The sequence below is a fragment of the Methylobacterium platani genome, from assembly GCF_001653715.1.
Taxonomy (GTDB): Bacteria; Pseudomonadota; Alphaproteobacteria; order Rhizobiales; family Beijerinckiaceae; genus Methylobacterium; species Methylobacterium platani.
This window is the reverse complement of record NZ_LWHQ01000034.1, coordinates 106,587-121,798: the sequence shown is the minus strand read 5'-3', so window position 1 is coordinate 121,798 and position 15,212 is coordinate 106,587. Positions and strand designations below refer to the sequence as shown.

The window sequence follows — 15,212 nt, the reverse complement described above, 5'->3', positions numbered from 1 at the left end:
CCGACCGCAGGGCGACGGAGCTCGTGTCGTGTACCGTGTGCGACGCGATCGCGAAGTGCTCTACAGCAATGCCCGATCTTTAATTGTGCAGCATTTTCTTCGACGAGCCGGGATCCGCTTCGTCGGGAAATGCCGTGGTCGGCGCGGACAGGCGCTCGACGTTGTTGCGGACGTGCTCGCGGTAGCGGTCGATCACCGCTTCCGGCGTGCCGCCGCCGAGCAGGGTGCCGGTCGCCTCGAAGGCGGCCCCGATCTTCTCGCTCACCATCCGCTGCGCCTCGACCTGGCCGGCGAGGCCGCCCCAGGCGAGCTTGACCATCCGCAGCTCGATCACCCTCTGGGCTTCCATCGCGAGCATCGCCGTCGCGTACCAAGCGCCCAACATGCCGATCTCCTTTGAGCGGTGTGCGATCGGCGGTCCGGAGCCGCACGCCCCGGGCCGCGCAGAGCAGGCCCGCAGGGCCGCCCCGGTGACGGGGCCGGCCTTGCGGGAGCGCCGTCAGGCGGCGCGGGCCCGGGCCGGCGCGAAGGCCGGGAACCGGCCCATCCGCCGGGCGAGATCGGTCCAGCAGGCGATCGCCGCATCGAGCGCCCGGCTCATCTCCGCGGCCTGGAGCTGGGCGAGGTCGCCCGGCGAGCGGACCGTCAGGGCGGCCTTCCAGAACGCCACGGCGGCCTGGCCCTCGCCCTGCATGAACGCCACCAGCCGGCCGTTGATCTCGATGAGGCCCTGCATCGCCGCGAGCGGGATCGCGTCCCGGTCGGAGGCGCCGGCCCGCTCCGTCGTCCCGGAGGCTGACTCGGCGGTCGCCGGTTCGTCGGTCGCGGCGACCGGCTCCTCGGCGGTCGGCTCCGCGACGGCCATCTCTTCCGCAAGCGGCTCTTCGGCAGACGGCTCTTCCGCAGACGGCTCCTCGGCGGGAACCTCGGCGACGGTGTCCCGCACGGTGGCCTCCTGCTCCGCGGCCGGCTGGTCCTGCGGCATCGGTTGCTCCTGGGCCTCGGCGCGAATCGCGTCTCCGGTCTCCGAAGCGGGCGCCTCCGTCGAGGCGGCGTCCGTCGCGGTCTCTTCCGTAACGATGTCCGCGACCGGCGCCTCGGCGGCAACCGGCTCCGGCGCGCCCTCGGCCCCGGCGGCCTGCACGGCCGCGGCCTCGGGCCCGGCGGGTCCGGGCGCGGCAGCCGTGTCGGACGGGATCTCGCCGGACCGGGTCGTGTCGACCGGCCGGGCCGCCGGGCGGGCGGCGGGGCGGCGGGGCGGCTTGCGGGTCTTGTCGCTGCGGCGCATGGTCATGGCTCGGCCTCCTCGGAGTAGCGGGCGTCGCGTCCCTGGCGCGTCGCCCGGCGGGCGCGCCGCCCCCACCCGGTGCGGGGGCGAGCGGGCGGGGCCGGAGCGCCGGCAGGCTTGTCCGGGCACCGGCATTCGGCGCGGGCGCGCCGACGATCGTCCGGTCCGGCTCGGAGGACGTCCCGGCGGGACGGGTACGCGCCACCCGGTCGCGTCCGCGCCGAAGGGGGCTTCGTCCCTCGGCGCAGGCGCTCGCCCCGACGCATCGGGGCGATCCCGGACAGGCCCGGGAGCGACGATCCGGAAACCGAGGGCCGTCCGCGACGACCGTCGGGTTCAGGCCCCCGGGATCAGGCTCTCGACCTGATCAGGCCTTGGCCTGGGCCTTGTTCAGGTCGGCCTTGATCGACTCCGACAGGGTGGCGAACTCCTTCGCCTGGCTCTGCAGCGCGCTCATCTGGTTGCGCATGTACTCGCCCTGCAGCTCCAGCGCCTGCTTGACGTCGGTGGTGCGCACGAGCTTCTCGGCGAGGTCGAAGGTCGCGGAGGCGTGCTGCTCGGTGTAGTCGAAGCCGCGGGCGACGGCCGTGCCCATGCCGGTCTGCGAGGTGCTGGTCGAGGTCTGCACGGTCTCGGCGAGCTTGCGGGCGGTGCCCAGGAAGGTGCCGAACGCCGTGCGGGCGTTCTGGACGCCCTTCTCGGCGAAGTCGCGCATCTCGGTCGGGATCTCGAAGGGCTTCTGGGTACCGGTCATGGTCGTTTCCTCTGGCAGTCGCGACGCGCGCCGCCCGTGAGGTTTTGTGCGACGCAGTAAACACGATGCTGCAATGCAATGCGCAAGTCAACGGAGCGCCGCCCCGCGCGGCCCGGCACCCGCATCCTCGCCTGTCCCTACTGCGTCAGCCGGAACTGAGCGATCGAGCTGCCGATGCTCTGGAACGCCGGCTTGAGATCGCTCGCCGTGATGACGTTGTAGAAGAAGCCGTCCTTGCTGGCGCAGGATTTGAGCATGTCGGTATTTCCGTCGATCACCCGCACCGTATAGATGATGATGCCGGCGTTCTTCGCCGCGGTGCAGGCCGACAGCGTGCGGGCATCGATGACGCTGTCGTCGATGCAGCCGGGATTGTAGAAGTAATCGTACCAGAAATTCCCGGAACAGACGCCCTTCCAGCGGTTCTGCGTGTTCAGGCCGTCGGTGAGCACGATCATGATCTTGCTGACCCGGTCGTTGGACATGCTCGTCGCCGAGCTCAGCGGCCCGTAGGGCGTGAGCGCCTCCATGCCCCAGGCCACCCCGATCGTGACGTTGGTGTTGCCCCCCGCCGTCATGCCGTCGATGGCGGTGGCGAGCGTGGCGTAGTCGGTGCCGAGCGGGCGGATCTGCGCCAGGGTCGGCCGGCCGTTCTGGGTCGTGTCGCAGGCGTCGGCCGGGTAGGCGGCGGCGCCGGTGGGTTCGGGCGACGGGAGCTGCACGTCGTAGGACTGGTCGCGGTCGGTGATGCAGCCCTTCCAACTCGTCGCGGTCACGGTGCCGAGCTTGGCGTAGCTGAGCCAGCCGGCGCTGGTGGTGCCGGTGCCGAGATTCACCTGGGTCGAGAACGGCACCAGGGCGACCTTCGCGTCGGAGCGGCTGACCACGACCTTGTCGAGGTAGGTCAGGAAATCCTTCGCCGCCTGCTTGAGGGCCGGGAGCTTGCCGGCGTCGTTCATCGAGCCGGTATTGTCGAGCACCAGCGCAATCTCGATCGCCTTGCCGCCCGACATCGCCTGCGACGTGCCGCTGACCTCGATCGGGGCCGGATGCATCAGCCGCCCGAGGGTCGTGTCCACCTGCGCGGTGGCGCTGACCGTGACCTGCGTGCCGGCGCGGACCGGCGTGAAGCTCGTCACGGTCACGCCGGCCTGGGGCGGGAAGCTCGCGTCGAAATAGGCCCGGGCGCGGGCCTGGAAGTCGGCGTCGCTCGCGAGCGTCGGCGCCTCGCGGATCACCGCCAGCACCGCCGCGTCCGTCGCGGTCTGGAGCTTCGCCCGGATCCCGGCGCTGCGGGCATAGTCCACGCCCGCCCCGACCAGGAAGGTCACCGGTATCATCGTCAGCGCCAGGATGATCGCGATGCTGCCGCGATGCTCGCGCTGGAACCGGACGAACAGCCGCTTCATGGAGGTCCGACCCTCTGTCGCCGCTCACTTGCTCTAACAAGCAAGATCTAACGACGCAGAGGTTAAGACTCCGCCGCCGGCATCACGGTGCCTGTGCCGATGCCGGTCACGATCGGTTAAGGTTTCGGGCGACGAGGCGCGGCAAGGCGGCGTTAACGAAGATCCGGCATCGTCTCAGGCAGTCGTGTTCCCGGGTTCGGGACATCCTCGGCCGCCGCGCGGCGGCCCACCGAGTACCTGACGAGGACTGCCGATGCGCGCCCTGCGGTTCCGCCCCCATCCCGCCGTCCTCGCGGCCGGCATCCTCGGCCTCGGTACCCTGTCGGGCTGGGGCGCCTACGGCGTGTCGTCGTCGGGCAAGGCCGCGCTGCGGGCCCAGCTGGCGGAGACCGAGGGCCAGCGCGACGCCCTCGCGGCGCGGGTCAAGCAGTTCCAGGACGTCGACGCCGAACTGCGCGACCGCCAGGCCAAGATCGCCGCCGCCCGCGACGAGATCGCCCAGCTCGGCGCGACCCGCGACAAGGCCAAGGCCCAGCTCGCGACCACGCAGCGCGACCTCGCCTCCCTCACCAAGCGCCTCGACCAGGCGAAGGACAAGGTGACCCAGACCGGCAGCATCACGCCGGCGGCGGAGCTGGCCAAGAAGCCGGCGCGGTGACCGGCGATCCCGTTGCGGCAGCCCGGGATCATCCGTCGACCGATCGGAGCATCGTCCGACCGAGCCGACACCGGTCGGTCTCAGAAAATACTGTCAAACCAAGGACTTGGAGCACGGCAGGTTCCCACCGTGAGCGGGCCGCTCTCCAGGCGCTCGCAACGCCGGGTCGGTGCGAAGGCGTTCGGCGCATCGCGCTCGGCCGGCGCGTCCGTTCGCGAGCGCCGCGGCATCACTGCCCCTTGTCGGCGATCGCCTCGGCCCAGGCGACCGAGCGGCGGGCCATCGGGATGTGCTGGCGCTCGAACATGCGGCCGTTGATCTGGATCGCGCCGCGCCGGGCGTTCTCCGGCCGCTCGAAGGCCTCGATCACGCCGCGGGCGACCGCGACCTCGTCCTCGGTCGGCGCGAAGGCGGTGTTGGCGAGCGCCACCTGGCTCGGATGGATCAGCGTCTTGCCGTCGAAGCCGAGCACCCGGGCCTGCTCGCACTCGGCGCGGCAGCCGTCGAGGTCGGAGAAGTTGTTGTAGACGCCGTCGAGGATGGTCAGGCCCTCGGCCCGGGCGCCGGCCAGCGCCGTCATCAGCCACGGCATCATCGGGGCGCGGCCGGGCACGATCTGCGTCCAGGTGTCCTTGGCGAGGTCGTTGGTGCCGAGCACGAAGCAGGTGAGCCGGGTGCCCGGGTTGCGCCGCGCCGCGGCGATCGCCTGGATGTTGAGGATCGAGGCCGGGGTCTCGATCATCGCCCAGATCTTGATGCCGGCCGGCGCGTCGAGGGCCTCGAGCCGGTCGGCGATGTTCTCGAGCACCGCCGGGGAGGAGACCTTCGGCATCAGGATCGCGTCGGGCCGCGCCTCGATCGCCGCCCGCAGGTCGGCCTCGCCCCACGGGGTCTGGGGCGCGTTGACCCGGATGATCAGCTCGCGCTCGCCGTAGCCGCCCTGGCGCACCGCGGCGCAGACCTGCTCGCGCGCGACGTCCTTGGCGTCGGGGGCGACCGCGTCCTCGAGGTCGAGGATCAGGGCGTCGGCCGCGAGCGTCCGCGCCTTCTCGAGGGCGCGCAGGTTCGAGCCCGGCATGTAGAGCACGCTGCGGCGGAGGCGGAGATCGATCATCGGGCGGGTCCCTCGCGGTCGGGCAGGCCCCCGGACCGGTCTCGCCGGGAGATCCGCGGGGCCGCGTCGTTGCCCTGCTTATCCGAACCGGCCGGGCATGCCAGCCCGGCGATCGTCGGAGGCGGGCGGGCCTATTCGGCGGCGATGCGCCGGGGGGCGAGGTCGAGGGCGGCGTGGCCGAGCGTCTGCGCCACCGCCGTTAGGGTGCGCGACAGCGCCTCGAAGCCGGGGCGGGGCAGGAGCTTGCGCTCGTCCATGTAGAGGGCGCGGTTGACCTCGATCTGCAGGGCGTGGCGGCCGAGGGCCGGCTCGCCGTAATGCTCGGTGATGAAGCCGCCGGCATAGGGCTTGTTGCGCACCACCTTCAGGCCGTGGGTGCGGAACGCGGCCTCGGCGCAGTCGATCAGGTCCGGCCCGCAGGCGGTGCCGAAGCGGTCGCCCAGCACCACGTCGATTGCCGCGCCCTCGTCGCGGGCGAGGCTGGTCGAGGGCATCGAGTGGCAATCGATCAGGACCGCGTGGCCGAAGGTCCGGGCGGTGCGCGCCACCAGCTCCTTCAGGGTGCGGTGATAGGGCTTGTACAGCTCCTCGATCCGCCCCAGCGCCTCCTCGACCGGCAGCCGGCCGCGATAGATCTCCTGCCCGTCCGCCACCACCCGCGGCACCGTGCCGAGGCCCCCCGCCACCCGCATCGAGCGCACGTTGACGAAGGGCGGCAGCCGCCCGTCGAACATCCGCGGGTCGAGCTCGTAGGGCTCGCGGTTGACGTCGAGATAGGCCCGCGGGAAGGCCGCCTGCATCAGCGGCGCGCCGAGGCCGACGACGGGGGCGTAGAGCCGTTCGACGAAGGCGTCCTCCGAGCGGCGCAGGGCCACCGCGTCGAGCCGCGAGGCCGCCACGAACGAGGCCGGGTAGACCGCCCCCGAATGCCCGGTGTTGTAGACGAACGGCAGGGTCTGCCGCTCCGGCTCGTCCACCCGGAAGGGCGGCGTGAACAGGCTGGCGGGGGGAACCCGGCTCATCCGGCCGCCCGGGGGAGGGGGCGGGAGCCGGACACGGGGGTGGGGGTGGGGGTGGGACGCGATCGCACCATCATCCGGCTAATCTGGCGCCCGCGCCCGGGCCTGTCCACTGCCGCGAGGGGGATGCGGGCCCGTGATCCCGGCATGAACGACGGCCCGGATGGCGGGCCCGCCGGCGGCCCTCGCGCGCCGGGTCGCGGCGGCGGCGTCAACCCTCTGTTTACCAAGCGGCCGCTTTATGGAATGAACGATCCGAATCGGTATCCGGGACTTTCGTTCATGAAGATCCTCCTCGCGGAAGACGACAACGACATGCGTCGCTTCCTCGCCAAGGCGCTCCAGAACGCAGGCTACGACGTGGCCTCGTTCGACAACGGCCTCTCGGCCTACAACCGCCTGCGCGAGGAGCCGTTCGAGCTCCTCCTCACCGACATCGTGATGCCCGAGATGGACGGCATCGAGCTGGCGCGCCGCGCCACGGAGCTCGATCCCGACATCAAGGTGATGTTCATCACCGGCTTCGCCGCGGTGGCGCTCAACCCCGATTCGAAGGCCCCGAAGGACGCCAAGGTCCTGTCGAAGCCGTTCCACCTGCGCGAGCTGGTGACCGAGGTCGAGAAGCTGATGGCGGCCTGAGCGGCCCGACGCCCGGCTGGCGCGCCCGGTCCCGGGCGCCTATATCGGGCAGCCATTGGATTGCGCGCGAGCGGACGGATGCAGCCGGTCACGATCTACACCACCAGCTGGTGCCCCTATTGCGCGGCGGCGAAGACGCTGCTGCAGGAGAAGGGCGCCGCCTTCACCGAGATCGACGTCGAGGCCAAGGCCGGCGCCCGGCGCGAGATGGTCGAGAAGGCCGGCGGCCGCACCAGCGTGCCGCAGATCTTCGTCGGCGAGACCCATGTCGGCGGCTGCGACGATCTCTACGCCCTCGACCGCTCCGGCCGCCTCGACCCGCTCCTCGCCGGCTGACCCCGTCCGGGGTCGGGCATCCGGCCCGGGGGCGGAACCTCTGGCGGGACGGCGGTCTTCCGGCGTAAGCTCGCCGGATCGTCCCGGAGGCTCCCTGCCGGGGTTCACCGCCCGGAGTCCACGGCCATGACCGCTCCCCGCTTCGTCGCCGCCTGCGTGCAGATGCGCTCCGGCCGCGATCCCGCACAGAACCGCGACGCCGCGGTGGCGGGCATCCGCGAGGCGGCCGAGCGTGGCGCGCACTACGTCCAGACGCCCGAGATGACCTCGCTCCTCGAGCGCGACAGGCCGAGCCTGTTCGAGAAGATCCGTTCCCCCGAGCACGATCCGACCCTGGGTGCGCTCTGCGACGTCGCGCGCGAGCGCGGGGTGGTCGTCCATGTCGGCTCGCTCGCCGTCAGGAACGGCGACAAGGTCGCCAACCGCGCCTTCGTGATCGACCGCGAGGGCGCGATCCAGGCGTCGTACGACAAGCTCCACCTCTACGACGTCGACCTGCCGAACGGCGAGAGCTACCGCGAATCGGCGACCTATACCGGCGGCGCCCGGGCGGTCGTCACCGACCTGCCGTGGGGCCGGCTCGGCGTGGCGATCTGCTACGACGTGCGGTTCCCCGCCCTCTACCGGGCGCTCGCCGAGGCCGGGGCCGAGATCCTGTCGGCGCCCGCCGCCTTCACCCGCCAGACCGGCGAGGCGCATTGGCACGTGCTGCAGCGCGCCCGGGCGATCGAGACCGGCTCGTTCATGATCTCGGCGGCCCAGGGCGGCCGGCACGAGGACGGGCGCGAGACCTACGGCCACTCCCTCATCGTCGATCCCTGGGGCCGGGTGCTCGCCGAGGCGGACGGCACCGCGCCGGGGGTGATCCTGGCCGAGATCGACATGGCCCTCGTCGCGGAGGCGCGGGCGCGCGTCCCGGCCCTGCGCCACGCCCGGCCGGTGACGGTCGAGGTCGTCTGAGGCCAAGGCCGCTCGCGAACCGCCGGCCGAATGTCCGCCACCGAGTTTCCGTCACACGGGACGTCCGAAGCGTCGCACAGACCTCGCAACCGCGCGCCCGCCCACCGATATCCCGAATCATGATCCGCTACGCCCTGTCCTGCGATTCCGGCCACAGCTTCGAGAGCTGGTTCCCGTCGAGCACGTCCTACGACGAGCAGGCGCGGGCCGGCCTCGTGACCTGCCCGTTCTGCGACAGCCCGAAGGTGGCCAAGCAGATCATGGCCCCGTCGCTCGGCCGCGCGACGGCCCTGCCGGCTCCGGTCGAGGCGCCGGGCGCCGCGACGTCGGGTCCCTCTGCGCCCGGCGCCGCCGCTCCCGGCGTTCCGGTCCCCGCGCCGTCGGCCCCTGCGGACGGGCCGGTCAGCCTCGTCTCCGAGCCCGAGCGGCAGCTGCGCGCGATGATCCGCGCCCTGCACGAGCACGTCGCCCGCACCGCCGACCATGTCGGCGAGGACTTCGCCGCGGAAGCCCGGCGCATGCATTACGGCGAGACCGAGCAGCGGGCGATCTACGGCGAGGCGAGCCTGAACGAGGCGCGCTCGCTCCTGGAGGAGGGCATCGCTGTGCAACCGCTGCCGGCGCTGCCCGACGACCGCAACTGACGCTGTCGGCTCGCCGGGATCAGCTCGCCAGAAAGAGCACCGACCGGTCCGAGGCCTCCAGCACCGTCTCGGCGAGCGGCCCGAGCACCGCGCCCTCGCCGGCGCGGCGGGTGACGCCGATCACGATCAGGTCGTGGTCGCCGGCCCGCGCCTGGCGCAGGATCGCGCGCTCCGGCGCCCGAGTGGCGCGGATCTCGGTCCGCACCCGCAGCCCGGCCTTCTCGGCGAGGTCGAGCACCTCGCGCAACGCCGTCGCGTCGTCCTGGCGCAGGCCGGCGAGGCGGCCCTTCCCCTCGCTCACGAACAGCACCGTCAGCGGCGCCCCGGCGCTCCGGGCCAGGGTGACGGCGATCTCGGCGCCCCGGCGCGCGGCCCGGGTGCCGTCGATCACCGCCAGCACCGAGAGGGCGGCGCGCTCCGGGTCGTCGCGATGCGGCCCCCGCGCCGCCGCGATGGCGAGCGGCCCGTCGAACCGCTCGGCCGCCGCCGCCACCGCGTCGGCGAGGCCGCCTTCCGGCGCCACCGTCGGATCGATGCCGACGACTAGGAGGTCGTAGCCCTTGGCCGCCTCCGCGCCGACGGCGTCCGCCGCCGGCTCGGGGCGGGCGAGCTCCGTCACCTCGACCGTCCCGGCCTCCTCGTCGCGCGCGCTGCGGGCCGCCTCCGCCACCGCACCGGACAGCACGCGCTCCTCCGTCGGCGCGCCGAGCCGCACCACCGTCACTGGCATCCCGCGCGAGCCGGCGACGAGCCCGGCGAGGCGGGCGGCGAAGCGCCCCTTCGGCCCGTCGTCGGCGGCGACCAGCAGGCGCTCGAGCCGGGCGACGAAGCCGCGCTCCTCGGCCGCCTCGCGCTCCAGCCGCTCCTTCTCCTCGCCCTTCAGCGGCAGGCGGTGGAGGGCCCAGCGCAGGGTCGGGGGCATCGCCAGGGTGGTGATGAGCGCCATCGCGACGATCATCGTGTACAGGTCCTGGCTCAGCGCCCCCATGCCGAGTCCGATCGAGGCGACGATCACCTCGGTCGAGCCGCGGGCGTTCATGCCGCAGGCGAGCGCCAGGGATTCGGGCGTCCGCAAGCCGCCGATCCGCCCGCCCGCGAAGGCGCCGGCGAACTTGCCGAGACTGGCGATCGCGATCAGCCCGAGGGTGAGGAGCAGCAGGTGCGGGTCGCGCAGGATGGTGAGGTCGGCGCTCAGGCCCGCGAGCCCGAAGAAGATCGGCGCGAACAGGGCGGTGACGACCCCGCGCAGCTGCTCGTCGATCCGCCCGGTCAGGATCGGCGACTGGCCGACCAGCAGCCCGGCCACGAAGGCGCCGAGCACCGTGTGCACGCCGAGAGCTTGCGTGACGAGGGCCATGACTCCCATCAGGACCAGGATCGCGGTGATCACCGCGGCCTCGCTGCGCAGGGAATCGTTGGCCCAGCGGATCAGCCGGAAGACGAGGCGGCGCCCGAGCGTCAGGCTGATCCCGAGGAAGACCAGGGTGCCGGCGAGGCTGCGGCCGACCTCCCAGAGATCGACGGCGCCTCCTTGCGCGAGGCTGAAGATGACCGCGATGATGACCCAGCCGATCGTGTCGTCGATGATCGCCGAGGCGACGATGACCTGCCCGACGTTGCGGCGCAGGAAGTTCATCTCCCGCACCACCATCGCGACGATCTTGACCGACGAGATCGCGAGCGCGGTGCCGAGGAACAAAGCGGTGACGAGGCGCAGCTCCGGGTGCGGCAGCATCGCCGCCGGCAGGAACCAGCCGAGCAGGAAGCCGCAGGCGAAGGGCACGGCGACGCCGGTGACCGAGACGCTGAGCGCGGCGCGCCGGACCTTGCGCACCAGGGCGAGGTCGGTCTCCATGCCGGTCATCAGCAGCAGGAGCAGGATGCCGAGCTGGGCGATGCCGTCGAGCAGCGCCCGCTGGTCGCGGCCCGGCGGGAACAGCCAGGCCTGCGCCTCCGGCCACGCCGCCCCGAGGAAAGAGGGGCCGAGCAGGATGCCGGCGAGGAGCTGGCCCATCACCGCCGGCTGGCCGACCCGCAGCATCGCCTCGCCGAGCAGGCGCCCGACGGTGAGGAGCAGCACGATCTGGACGACGAGCACGACCTCGGACGGTCCGCCGCCGGTGCCGATCCCGGCAGCCTCGGCGGTGCCCGCGGCGACGGCCAGGGCCGCGGCGAGGACGAGGGACCTCACGCGCCGGGTCCGCCGTGCCGGTTCCGGGGCGAGGGCGCGGAGACCGGGATCAACCCGCACGACACTCTCCGGCACGCTGGTTTCTCGCACGCTGATGTCTCGGGTCCTCGCTTCGCGCGGGCGTCAACCGGGGCGGCCTGGGCGGGTTCCTGGGAGTCGGAGCCCTGAGGTCGGATTTCCCAGGGATCAGCGGGCGGATGCGAGCCGCCCCGCCGCGCTGGCGCGGCGACGCAGAAGGCCGGGCGGGCAGGCGGCGACCGCACGCCGGCGCGGCAGGCGCGGCCGCTCGTCGGCGACGGTCTCGGATTCCGGTCCCGCTGCCGGCGCCCGGCGGTCGAGCTGCGCGACCAGGAAGGCCGCGACCGCCGCGCTCGCGATCCCGACCGCCAGGGCCGCGCAGGTCGCGGCCGCGGGACCGTCCTGGATCAGCCAGGCCGCCGCAGCCAGGCTGCCGGCGATCGCCGCCGTTAGAGTGAAGAACATTCGCTGGCTCCCCGCAGTCGGGGGTTAATGCCTTCGAGCTAGGCCGGTTCACGCCGCCGGGCCGCCATGGTGTGCAGATCCTGAACGGCACTGCGGAAAACCGGGCCAGCCTCTCTTAACGGGTCGGCGCCTAGGATCGCCGATGGTCAACCGTTCCCGAGTTCCGGCCGTGTCCCTGCGTACCAACCTCACCCTCGCGGCGATCGCGAGCCTCGGCTTCGCCACGGTCTGCGCCGTCTGCTCGGCGCAGCTCGACCGGGAGCCGGCGCAAGCCCCGCAACTCGTCGCGGCCGCGAAGCCCGCCCCCCTCGACGAGCCGGTCACCACCGGCTCGATCGTGCCGGCGCCGCCCGCCGCCAAGGTCGCGCGGCTGGCGAAGATCGAGCCGAAACCCGAGCCGAAGAAGGAAGCGAAGAAGCCGAAGGCGGAGCCGGCCCTCGATTCCGAGCGCCTGGCCGCGCTCCTCGCCGAGCCGACGGTGATGAAGCCGAAGCGCTGACGGCCGGCGGTCAGCGACCGCGCAGGGCCCGCAGCGCCGCATGGCCCGACAGGGCGGCGAGACCCAGCGCGATCAGGGCGTTGTAGCCGGCGAGCGAGATCCCGAGGAAGCGCCAGGCCGCCGCGGTGCAATCGACCGGGTGGGTGGCCTGAAGGGTCTTCAGGAAGTCGTCGACGCCGGCCGGCGCCGGGCCGGCACCGCCGCCGCAATCGCTCGGGCCGGGCCAGAAGCCCCATTCGGCCCCGGCATGGTAGGCGCCGAGCCCGGCTCCGACGAGGAGGATCACCGCGACCAGCGCCAGCAGCCCGCCCGCGAGGCGGCGCGGCAGCAGCAGGGCGGCGGCGAGCAGGGGCAGGGCGAGGTAGTAGGGCTGGCGCTCGGTCAGGCAGAGCTTGCACGGCACGTAGCCGAGCCCGTGCTGGAACAGCAGCGCGCCGCCCACCGTGGCGGCGGCGCCGAGGAGCACCAGCAGGGCCGCCGGACGGGGCGCGCCGATCCGCTCGGCGAGGGCGTGGGCCGGATGAGCCATGGCGACGCCTTCAGAACAGGTAGCGGAAGCCGACGAAGCCGAGCACGCCGACCGCGACGGTGACCGCCGCCACGGCGTTCAGGTGCCGGTCCAGGGCCGTGCGGATGCCGACCCCGTAACGGCCGACGAGCCCGGCCAGGATGAAGAACCGCAGGCCCCGGGTGATCAGCGACAGGACGATGAACCAGAACAGGTCGTAGCCGGCAAAGCCCGACGTGATGGTCACGAGCTTGTAGGGGATCGGGGTGAGGCCCTTGAGCAGGATCACCCAATGGCCGTAATGCGCGTAGGCCTCCCGGAAGGCGTCGGCGCCCTTGTCGAGCCCGTAGAGGTGGAAGAGCCAGGCCCCGAGCGAATCGTAGAGCAGCGCCCCGATGGCGTAGCCGGCGATCCCGCCCGCGACCGAACTCAGCGTCGCGATCAGCGCGTAGGTCCAGGCCTTCTCGGGCCGGATCACCACCATCGGCACCAGCATCACGTCGGGCGGGATCGGGAAGAACGAGCTCTCGGCGAAGGAGACCGCGCCGAGCGCGTACGGGGCCGAGGGGCGCGCGGCGAGCGCGAGGATCCACTCGTAGAGGCGGCGCAGCATGGGTCTGGGGGAGCCCGTCCAGGATGAGGTCCGGGCTCTTTGAGCACAGGATTGCGGCGCTGGCGAGAGCGCCGGCGGCCACACCGCCCGAGGGCCACACCACCGAAGGGATGAACCGCTCCGAAGATGGAGCACGCATGAAACAAAGACCGCGGTCGATCCGCAGGGTCCGGGACGGGGCGGGCAGTCCGGGTCGGCGGCACGACTCGGCCGAAAGGATTAGGCCCTCGCGCGAAGTCGGGTTTCTGCTTGACGAAACTGCGCGAATCCGTCCGATCCCTGCCACGATCGTCGATCGTCGATCATCGATCGTATCGAGTGTCAGCATCGAGCTTCACCGAGGCCCCGCGTGATGTCGCCCCTGCGCCCCTTCCTCCTCGTCGCGCTCCTCGCCGCGGGCGCCGCGCCCGCCGCGGCCGACGACCCCGTCGCGCGCTGGCAGCGTGCCGACGCCGCCTGCGCGCTGCCGGCCTCGCCGCTCGCCAACCAGGCCTGCGAGGACCGCGACCGCTCCGCCGCGGCGCTGCGTCGCCAGGGCTGGTGCGAGGCGCGCGCGACGGGCCCCTACGACCATTGGGGCTGGCAGCGTTGCACGCCTGCGGCCACGGCACGGGCGATGCCGCGGCGCCGGGCCCGCCCGCACGCCTGATTCGTCCCGCAAACGGAGGATGCGCCGGCCCCCGGGGTGGTCTTAACCTCCGGATCTCTGGACCTCGACTTCGAGCCCCGCCCGGCCCCCGCCGCGGCGGGGCTTTTCACGCCGCGCGCACGAACCCTCCCCCGCGGAGGGGGGAGGGTTTCCGGGCGGGCCCCGGATTCTCTACACCACCCGCAGCAGCACGTGCTTCTTGCGGCCGAAGGACAGCTTCACCACGCCTTCCGGCGTCACGTCGCCGGTGCCGATCACCGCGCGCTCGTCGGTGACGGGCGCGTCGTTGACCCTGAGCCCGCCGCTCTTCACCTGGCGTCGGGCCTCGCTGGTCGAGGGCACGAGGGCCGCGTGCTCCGGCCCGAAGGCGGAGAGCACGCCGAGGCCCGCCTCGATCGCCGCGCGGGAGACCTCGACGGTGGGCAGGCTCTGGGCGAGCGCGCCCTCCTCGAAGGTGCGCCGCGCCGTCTCGGCGGCGCTCTCCGCCGCCTCGCGGCCGTGGAGCAGGGCGGCCGCCTCGGTCGCGAGCACCTTCTTGGCCTCGTTGATCTCCTGGCCGCCGAGCGCCTCGAGCCGGGCGACCTCGTCGAGCGGCATCAGGGTGAACAGGCGCAGGAAGCGGCCGACATCGGCATCCTCGGTGTTGCGCCAGAACTGCCAGTACTCGTAGGGGCTCAGCATGTCCGGGTTGAGCCAGACCGCGCCGGAGGCCGTCTTGCCCATCTTGGCGCCGGACGCCGTCGTCACCAGCGGGCAGGTCAGGGCGTGGAGCTGCGGCGTGCCGAGGCGCCGGCCGAGATCGATGCCGGTGACGATGTTGCCCCACTGGTCCGAGCCGCCCATCTGCAGCGTCACGCCGTAGCGGCGGTTCAGCTCGGCGAAGTCGTAGGCCTGCAGGATCATGTAGTTGAATTCCAGGAAGGACAGCTCCTGGTCGCGCTCCAGCCGCAGCCGCACGCTGTCCATCGACAGCATCCGGTTGACCGAGAAGTGGCGGCCGATGTCGCGCAGCATCTCGATGTAGTTGAGCGTGGTCAGCCACTCGGCGTTGTCGGCCATCAGCGCGGCGTTCGCGCCGGCACCGAAATCGAGGAAGCGCGAGAAGGTCTTGCCGATCTCGGCCTTGTTGGCCTCGATCTGGTCGAGCGTCAGGATCTTGCGGGTCTCGTCGCGGCCCGACGGGTCGCCGACCCGGGTGGTGCCGCCGCCCATCAGCGCCACCGGCTTGCCGCCGGTCGCCTGGAGCCAGTGCAGCATCATGATCGAGAGCAGGTGGCCGATATGCAGCGACGGCGCCGTGCAATCGTAGCCGACATAGGCCGTCAGCCGGCCCTCGCGGGCGGCCTCGTCCACGCCCGCGAAATCGGAGCATTGGTGGACGTAGCCGCGCTCCAGGAGGACGCGGAGGAAGTCGGAACGCGGCGCGAAGTCGGTGGGCGCGGCCATGG

The 15,212-nt window shown here is 72.5% G+C and carries 18 protein-coding genes; 7 read left to right on the top strand and 11 right to left on the bottom strand.

What is annotated here, in order from left to right; genetic code table 11:
• Positions 1 to 79 precede the first annotated feature (79 nt).
• From A5481_RS17065 to A5481_RS17050, 4 genes are all read right to left on the bottom strand, one after another.
• Complete coding sequence (locus A5481_RS17065; protein ID WP_048437592.1) at positions 80 to 385, bottom strand: hypothetical protein; 306 nt, start codon at positions 383 to 385, stop codon at positions 80 to 82.
• A 114-nt stretch (positions 386 to 499) separates the two neighbouring features.
• Positions 500 to 1,294 carry a hypothetical protein gene (locus tag A5481_RS17060; RefSeq protein WP_064504070.1) on the bottom strand — a complete coding sequence of 265 codons (795 nt, stop codon included), beginning with the start codon at positions 1,292 to 1,294 and terminating at the stop codon, positions 500 to 502.
• Positions 1,295 to 1,655: 361 nt separating this feature from the next.
• Positions 1,656 to 2,042 carry a phasin gene (locus tag A5481_RS17055; RefSeq protein ID WP_048437043.1) on the bottom strand — a complete coding sequence of 129 codons (387 nt, stop codon included), beginning with the start codon at positions 2,040 to 2,042 and terminating at the stop codon, positions 1,656 to 1,658.
• A gap of 137 nt (positions 2,043 to 2,179) precedes the next feature.
• Positions 2,180 to 3,451 (bottom strand): pilus assembly protein, encoded by a 1,272-nt coding sequence (locus A5481_RS17050; RefSeq protein ID WP_048437042.1) that lies wholly within the window; start codon positions 3,449 to 3,451, stop codon positions 2,180 to 2,182.
• Positions 3,452 to 3,704: 253 nt separating this feature from the next.
• Here A5481_RS17050 and A5481_RS17045 point away from each other — a divergent pair, with 253 nt between their 5' ends.
• Positions 3,705 to 4,109 carry a hypothetical protein gene (locus A5481_RS17045; protein ID WP_048437041.1) on the top strand — a complete coding sequence of 135 codons (405 nt, stop codon included), beginning with the start codon at positions 3,705 to 3,707 and terminating at the stop codon, positions 4,107 to 4,109.
• A 229-nt stretch (positions 4,110 to 4,338) separates the two neighbouring features.
• Here A5481_RS17045 and A5481_RS17040 read toward each other — a convergent pair whose 3' ends face one another.
• Together A5481_RS17040 and A5481_RS17035 are read right to left on the bottom strand one after the other, a co-directional pair.
• The gene (locus A5481_RS17040; protein ID WP_048437040.1) at positions 4,339 to 5,223 is read right to left on the bottom strand and encodes an HpcH/HpaI aldolase/citrate lyase family protein; all 885 of its coding nucleotides are present in this window, start codon (positions 5,221 to 5,223) and stop codon (positions 4,339 to 4,341) included.
• Between the two features lie 131 nt (positions 5,224 to 5,354).
• Positions 5,355 to 6,245, bottom strand: coding sequence for an N-formylglutamate amidohydrolase (locus tag A5481_RS17035; protein WP_048437044.1), 891 nt, complete (start codon positions 6,243 to 6,245; stop codon positions 5,355 to 5,357).
• A 279-nt stretch (positions 6,246 to 6,524) separates the two neighbouring features.
• Here A5481_RS17035 and cpdR point away from each other — a divergent pair, with 279 nt between their 5' ends.
• The 4 genes from cpdR (at position 6,525) to A5481_RS17015 (ending at position 8,821) form a co-directional block, all read left to right on the top strand.
• The gene (cpdR, locus tag A5481_RS17030) at positions 6,525 to 6,881 is read left to right on the top strand and encodes a cell cycle two-component system response regulator CpdR (RefSeq protein WP_048427828.1); all 357 of its coding nucleotides are present in this window, start codon (positions 6,525 to 6,527) and stop codon (positions 6,879 to 6,881) included.
• 78 nt (positions 6,882 to 6,959) lie between these two features.
• Positions 6,960 to 7,217, top strand: a complete 258-nt coding sequence (gene grxC / locus A5481_RS17025; protein WP_048436596.1) for a glutaredoxin 3 — start codon at positions 6,960 to 6,962, stop codon at positions 7,215 to 7,217.
• Between the two features lie 126 nt (positions 7,218 to 7,343).
• The gene (locus A5481_RS17020) at positions 7,344 to 8,177 is read left to right on the top strand and encodes a carbon-nitrogen hydrolase family protein (protein ID WP_048436597.1); all 834 of its coding nucleotides are present in this window, start codon (positions 7,344 to 7,346) and stop codon (positions 8,175 to 8,177) included.
• Between the two features lie 119 nt (positions 8,178 to 8,296).
• Complete coding sequence (locus tag A5481_RS17015) at positions 8,297 to 8,821, top strand: DUF1178 family protein (protein ID WP_048436598.1); 525 nt, start codon at positions 8,297 to 8,299, stop codon at positions 8,819 to 8,821.
• A gap of 19 nt (positions 8,822 to 8,840) precedes the next feature.
• Here the strand turns inward: A5481_RS17015 and A5481_RS17010 are convergent, their stop codons facing one another.
• Positions 8,841 to 11,012, bottom strand: coding sequence for a cation:proton antiporter domain-containing protein (locus A5481_RS17010; RefSeq protein WP_048436599.1), 2,172 nt, complete (start codon positions 11,010 to 11,012; stop codon positions 8,841 to 8,843).
• 186 nt (positions 11,013 to 11,198) lie between these two features.
• Positions 11,199 to 11,495, bottom strand: coding sequence for a hypothetical protein (locus tag A5481_RS17005; RefSeq protein WP_048436600.1), 297 nt, complete (start codon positions 11,493 to 11,495; stop codon positions 11,199 to 11,201).
• 169 nt (positions 11,496 to 11,664) lie between these two features.
• Here A5481_RS17005 and A5481_RS17000 point away from each other — a divergent pair, with 169 nt between their 5' ends.
• Positions 11,665 to 11,994: a hypothetical protein gene (locus tag A5481_RS17000; RefSeq protein ID WP_053082565.1), complete on the top strand. Its 330-nt coding sequence runs from the start codon at positions 11,665 to 11,667 to the stop codon at positions 11,992 to 11,994.
• A 10-nt stretch (positions 11,995 to 12,004) separates the two neighbouring features.
• On the opposite strand, the gene A5481_RS16995 is transcribed toward A5481_RS17000, so the two are convergent.
• Positions 12,005 to 12,523, bottom strand: coding sequence for a disulfide bond formation protein B (locus tag A5481_RS16995; RefSeq protein ID WP_048436602.1), 519 nt, complete (start codon positions 12,521 to 12,523; stop codon positions 12,005 to 12,007).
• Between the two features lie 10 nt (positions 12,524 to 12,533).
• Entirely contained in the window at positions 12,534 to 13,115 is a 582-nt protein-coding gene (locus tag A5481_RS16990) for a YqaA family protein (RefSeq protein WP_048436603.1), read from the bottom strand.
• Between the two features lie 352 nt (positions 13,116 to 13,467).
• Between A5481_RS16990 and A5481_RS16985 the strand changes: the two genes are divergently transcribed.
• Positions 13,468 to 13,764, top strand: a complete 297-nt coding sequence (locus A5481_RS16985) for a hypothetical protein (protein ID WP_048436604.1) — start codon at positions 13,468 to 13,470, stop codon at positions 13,762 to 13,764.
• A gap of 171 nt (positions 13,765 to 13,935) precedes the next feature.
• On the opposite strand, the gene tyrS is transcribed toward A5481_RS16985, so the two are convergent.
• On the bottom strand, positions 13,936 to 15,210 hold the full coding sequence (gene tyrS, locus A5481_RS16980) for a tyrosine--tRNA ligase (protein ID WP_048436605.1): 1,275 nt from the start codon (positions 15,208 to 15,210) through the stop codon (positions 13,936 to 13,938).
• Positions 15,211 to 15,212 lie beyond the last annotated feature (2 nt).